We start from the raw sequence: 12,586 nt of genomic DNA, 5'->3' as shown, positions 1-12,586 counted from the left end.
TTTCAAAAACGTTTGCAGTAAAGCAAGCGTTTTTTTTGCCTTTTTGATATAATGGAGTGAATATAAAGCAAAGGAAGAAACTATTATGGGTAAATTTCAAGTTATTTCACATCCACTGATTCAACATAAACTTTCAATCCTCCGTCGTGAGGATACTTCTACTAAGGACTTCCGTGAGCTAGTTAATGAAATTGCTATGCTCATGGGTTACGAAGTGTCTCGTGACCTTCCTCTCGAAGAGGTTGAAATTCAAACACCAATTACCAAAACTGTACAAAAACAACTTTCTGGTAAGAAATTGGCGATTGTTCCAATTCTTCGTGCGGGTATTGGTATGGTCGATGGTTTCCTTAGCCTTGTACCAGCAGCTAAAGTTGGTCATATTGGTATGTATCGTGACGAGGAAACTCTTGAGCCGGTTGAGTACTTGGTTAAATTACCAGAAGACATTGATCAACGTCAGATTTTTGTAGTAGACCCTATGCTTGCGACTGGTGGTTCAGCAATCTTGGCAGTAGACTCACTTAAAAAACGTGGTGCAGCTAATATCAAGTTTGTTTGCTTAGTTGCAGCACCAGAAGGTGTCAAAAAATTGCAAGATGCTCACCCAGATATCGATATCTACACAGCATCTTTGGATGAGAAACTTAATGAAAACGGTTATATTGTTCCAGGTCTTGGAGATGCAGGTGACCGTCTCTTTGGTACAAAATAAGTTGAAAAGGGAAAATTTCCCTTTTTTTACTAGATTAATAAGTTTTAAGTGAGATTGGTTTAGGGGAGTTTAGCACTCTTTTGAAAAGAGTGCTAAGAATGATGTTTTTTATTTGACCTAATTTGACTAAAATCATATAATAGCATCAAGACAATATTAAAAGGAGGATTCATATGATTCCTGTAGTAATTGAACAAACATCACGCGGTGAGCGTTCTTATGATATTTACTCACGTTTGCTCAAGGATCGTATCATCATGTTAACAGGTCCTGTTGAAGATAATATGGCAAACTCAATTATCGCCCAACTTTTGTTCTTGGATGCTCAAGACAATACAAAAGATATCTATCTTTATGTTAATACACCAGGTGGATCCGTTTCGGCAGGTCTTGCCATTGTTGATACAATGAACTTCATCAAGTCTGATGTTCAGACTATCGTTATGGGGATGGCAGCATCTATGGGAACAATTATCGCTTCAAGCGGTACCAAAGGTAAACGTTTCATGTTGCCAAATGCAGAGTACATGATTCACCAACCAATGGGTGGTACTGGTGGCGGTACGCAACAAACAGACATGGCTATCGCAGCTGAACACTTGCTCAAGACACGTAATAATTTGGAGCAAATCTTGGCAGATAATTCTGGACAACCAATTGAAAAAGTTCATGTAGACGCTGAACGTGACAATTGGATGAGTGCTCAAGAAACGCTTGAATATGGTTTCATCGATGAAATCATGGCTAATAACCAATTAAAATAAACTGAGCTTGTCTTAAATAAAAGTCAGATGCAAATCGGTTGTATAAGGACCGTTTCATCTGGCTTTTTGTGTTATAATAGAAAGCATGTTAATAATCAATGAGGAGTTGCTTGCGATTGATCAAGCTATAGAGTGTCTTGTTTCGTATTTTCTAAAGCTACCTGAGGTAGAGAATTATCGTTTGAAACGCCAGAAATTCGAAAATGACAGAGAACTTCAAGAGCAACTCTTTGCATTTCAAGAATTAAAAGATAGCTATGATGCTGCTAAGGCGTATGAGGCTTTTAGACCAGATGTGAGAGAGTTGAAACGTCAGGTTTTGCGAATGAAGCGCCAAATTGATTTAAACGAGGTGGTTATTGGCTATCGTCAGGCAGAGTTCGATTTACAGACTATTTTAGCCAATCTTGGTGAGGAGATTGCCCAAGCTGTTTCAAATCAGATTTTTATTGATACTGGGCTACCTCTTGCCCCTCATAAACCACATCATAAAAAGGGAGACACTAACATAAAGGAGAAGATGAGTCATGATTAAGCGTCAAGGCATTATTGTTTATTTATACTACAATAGAGACTTACGTAAAATTGCCAAGTTTGGGGATGTTGTCTACCATTCTTTTAAGATGCGTTATGTGCACCTTTATGTAGATGAGGACAAGGTCGAGGATATTTTGAAAGAGCTAGATGGAATGAAAGCAGTGAAAAAAGCTCTGCCTTCTTACTATTCTGATATTGATATGGACTTTGTAGGTAGTCTGGAACGTTATGACACCTCAGTCCCTGAACCGTTTAAGAACTTTTCTCTTTAATAAGAGAAAAGTTTTTTTCTTTAATAAGAGTTATTCTTAAAGCAATGGAAACGATTACTGCCGCTAAAGCTTAGTTGTGTGTAGTTGACAATTGTCTGATAATTCTGTAAGCTATAAGGTGGACTTTTTTAAGAAAATATTAAGGAGAAATCTTATGTCTAAAAAGATCACACTTATTGTGTTAGCCTTTTTTGCTTCCATTTTCTTGGTTGCCTGTGGCAAGTCACCAGATGTGACTGCTAATGCCAATGGTACTAAGATTGGCGATACCATCAAAATTGGTGTTAATATGGAGTTGACAGGTGCCGTTGCAGCCTATGGTAAGGCAGAGCAAAATGGTATTAAGTTGGCTGTTGATGAAATTAACAAAGCTGGTGGCGTCGATGGCAAAAAACTTGAGCTTGTCACAAAAGATAATAAATCTGAAAACGCTGAAGCTTCAACCTCTTCAACGAACTTGGCTATTCAGAGTAATGTAAATGCTATCGTTGGTCCAGCGACATCAGGTGCTGTCGCTGCGGCTAGCCTCGTATCACAAAAAACAGGGGTTCCTTTGTTGACACCTTCTGGTACTCAGGATGACCTTACGGTAGATGCTAACGGAGCTAAGAAATTTGTTTTCCGTACAACCTTTAAAGATAGCTACCAAGGTAAAGTTTTGGCAGCTTATTCTTACAATAATTTGAATGCTAAGAAAGTAGTTCTCTACTATGATAATGCTTCGGATTATGCTAAGGGGATTGCGGATGAATTCAAGCGTGAATATAAAGGTAAAATTGTTACTGAAGCTACCTTTGCTTCAGGTGACAAGGACTATCAGTCAGCTTTGACTAAATTTAAAGACCTTGATTATGATGCTATTGTAATGCCTGGTTACTATACTGAGACTGGTATTATCACTAAACAAGCACGTGACCTTGGAATTGATAAACCAATCCTTGGACCTGATGGATTCAGTGATGCGAAATTCACTGAGCTTGCAGGTAAAAAGAATGCGTCAAACGTCTACTATGTATCAGGATATTCAACAAATGTTTCTCTTTCTGACAAAGCATCAGGATTTATCGAAGCATATAAAAAAGCTTACAAAACTGAACCAAATATGTTTGCTGCTCTAGCGTACGATTCAGTTTATATGATTGCAGAAGCATCTAAAGATGCGAAAACATCAGTTGATATTGCTGATAACTTAGCACATTTGAAAAACTTTGTCGGGGTTACTGGTAAAATGACGATTGATAAGGATCATAACCCTATTAAAGCAGCTCTTATGGTTAAAAGAGATAATGGTGAAGAAGTTTCAGCGCAAGCCGTTGAAATTGAAAAATAATCTGTTATCTATACTGAAAATGAACTAGAAAGTTTGGTTATATATGTTTTTTGAACAACTTCCCCAACAACTAGTCAATGGTATTATCTTGGGTAGTATCTATGCCCTACTTGCCCTTGGATATACCATGGTTTATGGGATTATCAAATTGATTAACTTTGCCCATGGAGACATCTATATGATGGGTGCCTTCGTTGGTTACTATGCGATTAATAGCCTTGGAATGAATTTCTGGGTTGCCCTTGTCTTTGCTATGCTTGTCTGTGCGATTTTAGGGGTTGTTATTGAGTTCTTGGCTTATCGCCCGCTCCGTAATTCGACACGTATTTCTGCCTTGATTACAGCTATCGGTGTCTCATTCTTCCTTGAGTACATCATGGTTCTCTTTGTAGGGGCAGATACACGTTCATTCCCTCAAAAGATTGCAATTGAGACTTATCATCTTGGATCAATCTCTGTAACAAATGTGCAATTGCTTATCTTGGTAGTTGCGCTTGTGCTTATGGTTGCTCTTCAATTGATTGTTAAAAAGACTAAGATGGGTAAAGCTATGCGTGCCGTATCTGTAGACAGTGATGCCGCTGAATTGATGGGTATTAATGTTAATAACACTATTAGCTTCACTTTTGCTCTTGGATCATCACTAGCAGGGGCAGCGGGTGTCCTTATTGGTCTTTACTATAACTCTATCGAACCTCTTATGGGTATGACGCCAGGTATTAAAGCCTTTGTTGCCGCTGTTCTTGGTGGTATCGGTATTATCCCTGGTGCAGCACTTGGTGGATTTGTTATCGGTATTTTGGAGACATTATCAACTGCAATTGGTTTGTCAAGTTACCGTGATGCCATCGTTTATGGTGTCTTGATTGTTATCCTTTTGGTTCGTCCAGCGGGTATCCTCGGTAAAAATGTGAAAGAGAAGGTGTAAGACATGAAGAAAAATCTAAAAGTAAACCTTATTTGGTTTGGTCTTATCATTGGGCTCTTCCTTATCTTGAAAGGTCTTGAACTTTCAGGCATCATGAACCTTTACTATATCCAAATTTTAATGGGGATTGGAATCTCAATCCTTATGGGACTTGGTACTAACTTGGTTCTTGGTTTCTCAGGGCAATTTACACTTGGGCAAGCTGGTTTCATGGCAATTGGTGCCTATTCATCAGCTATCATCACTGGTATGATGCCAACATATGACGGTTTCTACCTCTCAATGGTTGTCGGTGTCATCATCGCAGCTATTGTTGCCCTTATCTTTGGTCTACCTACCCTTCGTTTGAAAGGTGACTACCTTGCCATTGCAACTCTTGGTATGGCTGAAATCATCCGTATCATTATCGTTAATGGTGGTGAATTGACCAATGGTGCCGCTGGTTTGACAGGTATCCTTCCTTATACTAGTTGGCCTGTAATTTATTTCTTTGTGGTAATCATTACAATTTTGGTGCTTAATTTCTTACGTTCAGCAACTGGACGTCAAGCAATCACTCTTCGTGAAGATGAAATTGCTGCTGAGTCAATGGGTGTTAATGTCACAAAAATGAAGGTTCTTATCTTTGTTATCGGTGCCATGATTTCAGCGATTGCTGGCTCACTTTATGTCAGCTACATCGGTACAGTCGTGCCAAAAGACTTCACTATCATGAAATCAATTGATTACCTTATCATTGCCGTTCTTGGTGGTCTTGGATCTATCACAGGTACTATCATTGCCGCTGTTGTTCTTGGTATTATCAACATGTTCCTACAAAATGTTTCAAACCTTCGTATGATTATTTACGCCTTGGCTTTGATTCTTGTAATGCTCTTCCGTCCAGGTGGACTTCTCGGAACAAAAGAACTCTATCTCTCAAAATTCTTCAATAAATCTAAGGAGGGCAAATAAAAATGGCACTTCTTGAAGTTAAAAATCTGACTAAAAACTTCGGTGGTTTGACTGCCGTTGGTGATGTTTCAATGGAACTCAATGAAGGTGAGTTGGTTGGGCTTATCGGACCAAATGGTGCTGGTAAAACAACCTTGTTTAACCTTTTGACAGGTGTCTATGAGCCAAGTGAAGGGACTGTTATACTTGATGGTACAGTCCTAAACGGTAAAGCACCTTATAAAATCGCTTCACTCGGTTTGTCACGTACTTTCCAAAATATCCGTCTTTTCAAAGACATGACTGTACTTGAAAACGTTCTTGTTGGTTTATCAAATAAGCAACCTTCAAATTTCTTTGCATCTCTTTTGCGTTTGCCCAAGTACTATTCAAGTGAAGAAGAGTTAAAAGCAAAAGCTATGAAACTGTTGGCTATCTTCAATTTGGATGGTGAGGCAGATACACTTGCGAAAAACTTGGCTTACGGACAACAACGTCATTTGGAAATTGTTCGTGCACTTGCAACAGAACCAAAAATTCTTTTCCTTGATGAACCAGCTGCGGGTATGAACCCACAAGAAACGGCTGAATTGACTGCTCATATTCGTCAAATTCAAAAAGACTTCGGAATTACCATCATCTTGATTGAGCACGATATGAGTTTGGTCATGGATGTTACTGAACGTATTTATGTTTTGGAATATGGACGCTTGATTGCCGAAGGAACACCTGATGAAATTAAGAATAACAAACGCGTTATTGAAGCTTACTTGGGAGGTGAAGCATAATGGCAATGTTGAAAGTTGAAAATCTCTCAATTAAATATGGATCGATCGAAGCTGTAAAAAACGTCAGCTTTGAAGTTAATGAAGGTGAAGTCGTAACTCTTATCGGAGCTAACGGTGCAGGTAAGACATCAATTCTTCGTACCATCTCAGGTCTTGTTCGTCCAACTGAGGGAACCATTTCTTATCTTGGAAACGACATCCACAAAACACCAGCACGTAAGATTGTTGCCGAAGGTTTGGCTCAAGTACCTGAGGGACGTCATGTATTTGCAGGATTAACCGTAATGGAAAATCTTGAAATGGGAGCTTTCCTTCATACAAATAAAGAAGAGAACGCAGCTCTCTTGAAAAAAGTCTTCCAACGTTTCCCACGTCTAGAAGAACGTAAGAATCAAGATGCAGCGACACTTTCTGGTGGTGAGCAACAAATGCTTGCAATGGGTCGTGCCCTTATGAGTCGTCCAAAACTTTTGCTTTTGGATGAACCTTCAATGGGACTTGCTCCAATCTTTATTCAAGAAATTTTTGATATTATCGAAGATATCAAGGCACAAGGGACTACAGTTCTTTTGATTGAACAAAATGCCAATAAGGCTTTGTCAATTGCGGATCGTGGTTATGTTCTTGAAACAGGTAAAGTGGTTCTTTCAGGTACTGGTGAAGAACTTCTTGCATCAGATGAAGTTCGTAAAGCCTATCTTGGAGGATAAGAAAAAGCGCCCAAGGGCGTTTTTCTATCGTCTCATGCTGATTGTGAAATACTAATTTTTCAGTAAAATATTGCAATCGGTTTCACTTAGTGTGGTATAATACAAGTAAGAAATCATTCGGAGGAAAATGAAACATGGCAGTAAAAGATTTTATGACGAAACGTGTAGTTTATGTCTCACCAGAAACAACAGTTGCAGCAGCTGCAGATATTATGCGTGAGAAAGGTTTGCGCCGTTTGCCAGTAATTGAACACGATAAACTTGTTGGGCTTGTTACAGAAGGTACAATGGCGGAGGCCTCACCATCAAAAGCAACAAGCTTGTCAATTTATGAAATGAACTATCTCCTTAATAAGACAAAAGTAGGAGATATCATGATTAAGAATGTCCTTACTGTTTCCAAATATGCTAGCCTTGAGGATGCAATCTATATCATGCTTCAAAATAAGGTTGGAGTCCTTCCAGTTGTGGACAATGACCAAATTTCAGGAATTATCACAGATAAAGATGTCTTTCGTGCTTTCTTGGAAATTTCTGGTTATGGTCAAGCTGGAATTCGTATTGGGTTGGAAGTTACAGATACTCCACGTGTTTTGGAAAAAATTGCGAACCTTATTGCTAGTGAGAATCTCAACATCGAACGTACAATTGTTGCCCCTAAAAATGACACTGTGCTTCGTGTTGAACTTCAAGTTGAAGGAGAGATTGGGATTGAACAACTCAAGAAGGTTTTTGTAGAAGCAGGATTTACAGTTACTGAAATTGCAGAAACAGAAGCAAAAGAGTTAGACTAATAACAAGGATAAAAAAACAGAAAGTTTGTAGGAACAGTTCAGTGGAAATAAGATTAAAATCCTTACTTTTTCTAGTAATTAATGAACTACAGGTTTAACTTTATACAATAAAAAGAGGCTAGAGCATTATGCTCCAGCTTCTTTTTTATTAGTCTTGAAAATCGTAAAGTGTTGTAGAGAGGTAGCGCTCACCATTGTCAGGCAAGAGTGTCAAGACTTTTTTGCCTTCGCCAAGCTCAGCGGCAACCTTTAGGGCGGCAGCAATAGCAGCACCTGATGAGATACCAGCTAGGAAACCTTCTTGGCTACCCAATGTACGTGATGTTGCGATAGCTTCATCAGAGGGAATACGCACAACACTGTCATATGATTTTGTATCCAATGTGTCAGGAATGAAACCAGTTGAGATACCTTGGATTTTGTGTGGTCCTGGTTTATCACCATTCAAGACGGCAGATTCGTCAGCTTCGATACCATAAACCTTGATATTTGGATTGGCAGCCTTAAGGGTTTTTGAAACACCTGAAATAGTACCACCAGTACCGATACCAGCAACAAAAGCATCCAAACCTTCTGCACCAAAATCTTCAAGAATTTCTTGGCCAGTTGTAGCCGCATGAACAGCTGGGTTTGATGGGTTAGCAAATTGAAGTGGTACCCAACCGTTGCGTTCAGCAGCAACTTCTTTAGCTTTAGCAATCGCACCCTTCATTCCTTCGCTACCAGGAGTCAATACAAGTTCAGCTCCATAAGCTTGGATTATTTTACGACGCTCAACACTCATTGTGTCAGGCATTACGATAACAACTTTATAGCCTTTAGCAGCACCAACCCAAGCGAGACCGATACCAGTGTTACCTGAAGTTGGTTCAACAATGGTATCACCAGATTTAATCGTACCAGCTTTTTCAGCATCTTCAATCATACGGAGAGCAATACGGTCTTTTACTGAAGAACCAGGGTTGAATGCTTCGAGTTTAACGTAAACATCCGCTGATCCTTCTGGAACAATAGAATTAAGTTTAATAACAGGTGTTTTCCCAACAAGTTCGGTAATTGAGTTGTAAATTGTCATATTTAAAATCCTCTTAATCTTTGATTGATGGTTCTAAGTATACGACGGTAGGGCCAACTTGTAAAATACATCTTCTTTATCACTGTGATAACGTTTGACTATCAGATAGGAATTTCAACGATTTTCTTTCCAGATTTTTCATAAGTAACTTTCCCTTGATAGAATTCGGTTAGTTCCTGACCGAGTCTTTCAATCTCAGACTCTTCGACAAATAAAGTAGTAGAAACATCTGATAAGAAAGTTGTATCAAATTCTTGGAGTCCTTCTTTTTCAAGGAAGTTGGAAAAGACTTGGTATTGAGAGTAGGTTAACTCTACGGTTAGTCCTGTTAATTCCTTGACTTCAACTCGGCCAATCTCTTCAATAGCATGAGCAACGCTACCAGAGTAAGCTCGGATAAGACCACCTGCCCCAAGCTTGATTCCTCCAAAATAACGAGTCACAACTGCTACGATATTAGTAAGACCTTGTTTTTCTAGAACGGTAAGCATAGGAACCCCAGCTGTTCCAGAAGGTTCACCATCATCACTGGAACGCTTAATTTGGCCATCATCACCAACGATTATTGCAGAGCAAGAATGATTGGCCTTGTGATGCTGTTTCTTAATCTGAGCGATATATTCTCTTCCTTCTTCCTCACGGCTGATACGTTTCAAGTGACAAATAAAACGAGATTTTTTTATTTCTTCTTCAACGATTCCATCGTTGGCAATAGTTTTGTAATCCATAAAAAAATTTTATCATAAAAAGATGAATTCAAACATATTTTCGAATAGAAAGATATGGTACCTAAAGAATATTATGGACGACTATTTACGAAAGAGCAGTTGCCAGTGAACTATCACCCAGAGGCTTTAACATTAGAAAGTATGATAAAGGTCGATAAACAACTTAGATGTAAAAGATGTTACAGTTGGATAGAGGAAGATTGGCAATTACCGGGAGGTCAGTATTATTGTAGAGCATGTATTGTCTTTGGTAGAAACCAAGAAGGAAAAGAACTTTATTATTTTCCTTCCAAAACATCAGAAATTGAATTTCCTGTTTTGAAGTGGTTTGGAGAACTGACTCCCTATCAAGCTGAGATCTCAGAGAAACTTTTGAGAACTTATCAAAAACAGAAAGATAGTCTCGTACATGCTGTGACCGGTGCTGGTAAGACAGAAATGATTTATAACATCGTTGCCTATGTTCTGGAAAATAAAGGTCATGTAGCTATCGCAAGTCCTAGGGTTGATGTTTGTCGAGAATTATTTCTACGTATGAAGAGGGATTTTACTTGTAGTATTTCCCTGCTTCATGCTGAGGGTGAACCATATGATGGTAGTCCGCTTGTAATAGCTACCACACATCAACTACTAAAGTTTTACCAGAGTTTTGACTTAGTTATTGTAGATGAAGTAGATGCATATCCTTTTGTAGGCAATGTCATGTTAAATCATGCTGTAGAACAGGCGAAGACCGAAACCGGTCGATTTATTTACTTAACAGCGACTTCAACATTATCTTTAGAAGAGCAAGTTCGACTTGGGACTTTAGAAAAGCATCACCTTGCTAGACGTTTCCATGGAAATCCTTTAGTACTTCCTAAATTCTTCTGGCAGGGCAGATTACAAAAATCTCTGACAAGAGGCAAGCTTCCAAGACCTCTTCTTTATCAGATTAAAAAGCAACGTAAATCAAAATTTCCTCTATTAATCTTCTTTCCAAATATAGCGATAGGTGAAAAGTTTACAAGTATTCTACAAAAATATCTTCCAGATGAAAAAATGGCCTTTGTTTCCTCAAAAAGCGAGAAGCGTTCAACTATCGTAGAGAAGTTCCGAAAAAAAGAACTGTCTATCTTAGTGACAACAACTATCCTCGAACGTGGTGTAACCTTTCCACAAGTAGATGTTTTTGTTTGTATGGCAAATCATCACTTATATACTAGTTCGAGTCTTATTCAGATTGGAGGAAGAGTTGGAAGATCACCAGATAGACCGACAGGAAAGCTTTATTTCTTTCATGAAGGACTATCCAAATCAATGCTTCGGTGTCGAGAAGAGATAAAGGTTATGAATAAAAAAGGAGGGTTTAACAATGAAGTGTCTGCTATGTAATGATTGGATTGAATCACTACCAAAATTAAGAGAACTCATTATGTTTAACCAAAGAAAAGAGTACTCTTGCCGATCATGTAAACATCAGTTTAAAAACCTCTCAAAAGAAAGATGTCAAAATTGTAATAAAGAGTTATATGGAGATGCTTGTATTGATTGTAAACTTTGGATGAAAAAAGGCTATATTCCTAAGCACCTTGCTATTTATCGATATGAGGAAAATATGAAAGAGTATTTTAGTCGCTATAAATTTATGGGAGACTATTGTCTTAGAAAAATATTTCAACAAGATATTAAAAACAGCTTAAAACCATTTTTGAAGAAAGGTTATACCATAGTGCCAGTCCCATTATCGGAAGAACGCTTGGCAGAAAGAGGATTCAACCAAGTTGAGGGATTGATAGAGGGAATTCCCTATCGAGATATCTTTGAGAAAAGAGATATTGAGAAGCAATCCTCAAAAACACGCGAGGAGCGTCTAAGTCAAGATAATGCTTTCTGTCTCAAGGAAGGTATAAATCTACCAGATAAGATTATTATAGTGGATGATATCTATACAACGGGTTCCACTTTATATCAGATGGTTCAACTGTTAGAAGGTATAGGTATTAAAGAAGTTTTGACCTTTTCACTAGCTAGATAATAAAAATCCTTGCAAATTTTCATGAAAAGGATATAATAAAGATAAAGAAAACGCTAACAAGCGAGAAAGAGGTCTTTTATGATTAAATATAGTATCCGTGGCGAAAACATCGAAGTAACTGAAGCACTTCGTGACTATGTTGAAAGTAAACTTAGCAAAGTTGAAAAATACTTCAACGAAGACCAAGAATTGAATGCGCGTGTAAATCTTAAGGTTTATCGCGAAAAGACAGCTAAAGTAGAGGTTACTATTCCAACAGGTTCTGTAACACTAAGAGCAGAAGATGTTTCGCAAGATATGTATGGTTCTATCGACCTAGTGGTTGATAAGATTGAAAGACAAATCCGTAAAAACAAAACAAAAATTGCACGTAAGCATCGTGAAAAAGTTCCAACAGGAGAAGTATTCTCAGCTGATTTTAATAACGAACAAGTTGAAGAAGCACCAGCTGTTGAAGTTGTAAGAACTAAAAACATTGAGTTGAAACCAATGGATGTTGAAGAAGCCATCCTTCAAATGGAATTGTTGGGTCATGACTTCTTTATCTATACTGATAGCGAAGATCATACAACTAATGTTCTCTATAAACGAGAAGACGGTAACTACGGTCTGATTGAAGCTAAATAATAAAAAAGGGAAGTAGGTTGAGAAACGTGCTTCCTTTATTTTTTTTAAAAACCCTATTGACAATAACTAAATTGGGTGATAAGATATAAAAGTTGTCTTAACAGACTTGCCACAAACTTGAAAAGGTTCCAAAACTTTAAAAAAGTTATTGACAAGATAAGTCAGAGATGATATTATAAATAAGCTGTTTCGGAAGGGACGGCGGACACGAGAAGTGAAAAAACTTCAAAAAAAGTGTTGACAAGCTATTCTAGATTTGCTAGAATATAGGAGTTGTCTTAAGAGAGACAAAGACCTTTGAAAACTGAATAAGAAACCAAGTGCAGGGTTATGATAGAAGAAATTATAACCTGTCAATTTACAAGAAT

15 protein-coding genes are annotated in these 12,586 nt (G+C 38.0%); 13 read left to right on the top strand and 2 right to left on the bottom strand.

From position 1 onward, the window contains the following. Window positions 1-85: 85 nt before the first annotated feature. The 10 genes from upp to H7U04_RS03390 all read left to right on the top strand — a co-directional run bounded on the left by upp (window position 86) and on the right by H7U04_RS03390 (window position 7,771). Window positions 86-715: a uracil phosphoribosyltransferase gene (gene upp, locus H7U04_RS03435; RefSeq protein ID WP_002883819.1), complete on the top strand. Its 630-nt coding sequence runs from the start codon at window positions 86-88 to the stop codon at window positions 713-715. Between the two features lie 173 nt (window positions 716-888). Then, window positions 889-1,479, top strand: coding sequence for an ATP-dependent Clp protease proteolytic subunit (locus tag H7U04_RS03430; protein WP_002883818.1), 591 nt, complete (start codon window positions 889-891; stop codon window positions 1,477-1,479). A gap of 85 nt (window positions 1,480-1,564) precedes the next feature. Continuing rightward, complete coding sequence (locus tag H7U04_RS03425; RefSeq protein WP_110980896.1) at window positions 1,565-2,014, top strand: YlbF family regulator; 450 nt, start codon at window positions 1,565-1,567, stop codon at window positions 2,012-2,014. Then, window positions 2,007-2,288 carry a DUF2129 domain-containing protein gene (locus H7U04_RS03420; protein ID WP_110980895.1) on the top strand — a complete coding sequence of 94 codons (282 nt, stop codon included), beginning with the start codon at window positions 2,007-2,009 and terminating at the stop codon, window positions 2,286-2,288. The genes H7U04_RS03425 and H7U04_RS03420 overlap by 8 nt, the downstream gene beginning before the upstream one ends. A gap of 154 nt (window positions 2,289-2,442) precedes the next feature. Beyond that, complete coding sequence (locus H7U04_RS03415) at window positions 2,443-3,618, top strand: ABC transporter substrate-binding protein (RefSeq protein ID WP_110980894.1); 1,176 nt, start codon at window positions 2,443-2,445, stop codon at window positions 3,616-3,618. A gap of 43 nt (window positions 3,619-3,661) precedes the next feature. Beyond that, window positions 3,662-4,546 carry a branched-chain amino acid ABC transporter permease gene (locus H7U04_RS03410; RefSeq protein ID WP_002890014.1) on the top strand — a complete coding sequence of 295 codons (885 nt, stop codon included), beginning with the start codon at window positions 3,662-3,664 and terminating at the stop codon, window positions 4,544-4,546. A 3-nt stretch (window positions 4,547-4,549) separates the two neighbouring features. After that, entirely contained in the window at window positions 4,550-5,500 is a 951-nt protein-coding gene (locus tag H7U04_RS03405) for a branched-chain amino acid ABC transporter permease (RefSeq protein WP_002883720.1), read from the top strand. 2 nt (window positions 5,501-5,502) lie between these two features. After that, window positions 5,503-6,267, top strand: a complete 765-nt coding sequence (locus H7U04_RS03400; protein ID WP_021143582.1) for an ABC transporter ATP-binding protein — start codon at window positions 5,503-5,505, stop codon at window positions 6,265-6,267. Continuing rightward, on the top strand, window positions 6,267-6,977 hold the full coding sequence (locus tag H7U04_RS03395; RefSeq protein WP_002883761.1) for an ABC transporter ATP-binding protein: 711 nt from the start codon (window positions 6,267-6,269) through the stop codon (window positions 6,975-6,977). The genes H7U04_RS03400 and H7U04_RS03395 overlap by 1 nt, the downstream gene beginning before the upstream one ends. 134 nt (window positions 6,978-7,111) lie before the next feature. Then, window positions 7,112-7,771, top strand: a complete 660-nt coding sequence (locus H7U04_RS03390; RefSeq protein ID WP_037600377.1) for a CBS and ACT domain-containing protein — start codon at window positions 7,112-7,114, stop codon at window positions 7,769-7,771. A 148-nt stretch (window positions 7,772-7,919) separates the two neighbouring features. Here H7U04_RS03390 and cysK read toward each other — a convergent pair whose 3' ends face one another. Continuing rightward, complete coding sequence (gene cysK / locus H7U04_RS03385) at window positions 7,920-8,846, bottom strand: cysteine synthase A (protein ID WP_061652497.1); 927 nt, start codon at window positions 8,844-8,846, stop codon at window positions 7,920-7,922. A 101-nt stretch (window positions 8,847-8,947) separates the two neighbouring features. Beyond that, entirely contained in the window at window positions 8,948-9,574 is a 627-nt protein-coding gene (locus H7U04_RS03380) for a YigZ family protein (protein ID WP_061652496.1), read from the bottom strand. 54 nt (window positions 9,575-9,628) lie between these two features. Here H7U04_RS03380 and H7U04_RS03375 point away from each other — a divergent pair, with 54 nt between their 5' ends. From H7U04_RS03375 to hpf, 3 genes are all read left to right on the top strand, one after another. Further along, window positions 9,629-10,948, top strand: a complete 1,320-nt coding sequence (locus H7U04_RS03375) for a DEAD/DEAH box helicase (protein WP_061652495.1) — start codon at window positions 9,629-9,631, stop codon at window positions 10,946-10,948. After that, complete coding sequence (locus tag H7U04_RS03370; protein WP_061652494.1) at window positions 10,929-11,591, top strand: ComF family protein; 663 nt, start codon at window positions 10,929-10,931, stop codon at window positions 11,589-11,591. Before H7U04_RS03375 ends, H7U04_RS03370 begins: the two co-directional genes overlap by 20 nt. A 78-nt stretch (window positions 11,592-11,669) precedes the next feature. Beyond that, complete coding sequence (hpf, locus tag H7U04_RS03365) at window positions 11,670-12,218, top strand: ribosome hibernation-promoting factor, HPF/YfiA family (protein ID WP_002883786.1); 549 nt, start codon at window positions 11,670-11,672, stop codon at window positions 12,216-12,218. Window positions 12,219-12,586 lie beyond the last annotated feature (368 nt).

It is taken from the genome of Streptococcus sp. 22.1 (assembly GCF_016648645.1).
Classification (GTDB): Bacteria; Bacillota; Bacilli; order Lactobacillales; family Streptococcaceae; genus Streptococcus.
This window is presented reverse-complemented; position numbering and strand designations above follow the sequence as displayed.

Excerpts from the sequence above, each read along its gene's own strand:
- upp (WP_002883819.1), top strand. The coding sequence starts at position 86 with ATGGGTAAATTTCAAGTTATTTCACATCCACTGATTCAACATAAACTT.
- H7U04_RS03430 (WP_002883818.1), top strand. The coding sequence starts at position 889 with ATGATTCCTGTAGTAATTGAACAAACATCACGCGGTGAGCGTTCTTAT.
- H7U04_RS03425 (WP_110980896.1), top strand. The coding sequence starts at position 1,565 with ATGTTAATAATCAATGAGGAGTTGCTTGCGATTGATCAAGCTATAGAG.
- H7U04_RS03420 (WP_110980895.1), top strand. The coding sequence starts at position 2,007 with ATGATTAAGCGTCAAGGCATTATTGTTTATTTATACTACAATAGAGAC.
- H7U04_RS03415 (WP_110980894.1), top strand. The coding sequence starts at position 2,443 with ATGTCTAAAAAGATCACACTTATTGTGTTAGCCTTTTTTGCTTCCATT.
- H7U04_RS03410 (WP_002890014.1), top strand. The coding sequence starts at position 3,662 with ATGTTTTTTGAACAACTTCCCCAACAACTAGTCAATGGTATTATCTTG.
- H7U04_RS03405 (WP_002883720.1), top strand. The coding sequence starts at position 4,550 with ATGAAGAAAAATCTAAAAGTAAACCTTATTTGGTTTGGTCTTATCATT.
- H7U04_RS03400 (WP_021143582.1), top strand. The coding sequence starts at position 5,503 with ATGGCACTTCTTGAAGTTAAAAATCTGACTAAAAACTTCGGTGGTTTG.
- H7U04_RS03395 (WP_002883761.1), top strand. The coding sequence starts at position 6,267 with ATGGCAATGTTGAAAGTTGAAAATCTCTCAATTAAATATGGATCGATC.
- H7U04_RS03390 (WP_037600377.1), top strand. The coding sequence starts at position 7,112 with ATGGCAGTAAAAGATTTTATGACGAAACGTGTAGTTTATGTCTCACCA.
- cysK (WP_061652497.1), bottom strand. The coding sequence starts at position 8,846 with ATGACAATTTACAACTCAATTACCGAACTTGTTGGGAAAACACCTGTT.
- H7U04_RS03380 (WP_061652496.1), bottom strand. The coding sequence starts at position 9,574 with ATGGATTACAAAACTATTGCCAACGATGGAATCGTTGAAGAAGAAATA.
- H7U04_RS03375 (WP_061652495.1), top strand. The coding sequence starts at position 9,629 with ATGGTACCTAAAGAATATTATGGACGACTATTTACGAAAGAGCAGTTG.
- H7U04_RS03370 (WP_061652494.1), top strand. The coding sequence starts at position 10,929 with ATGAAGTGTCTGCTATGTAATGATTGGATTGAATCACTACCAAAATTA.
- hpf (WP_002883786.1), top strand. The coding sequence starts at position 11,670 with ATGATTAAATATAGTATCCGTGGCGAAAACATCGAAGTAACTGAAGCA.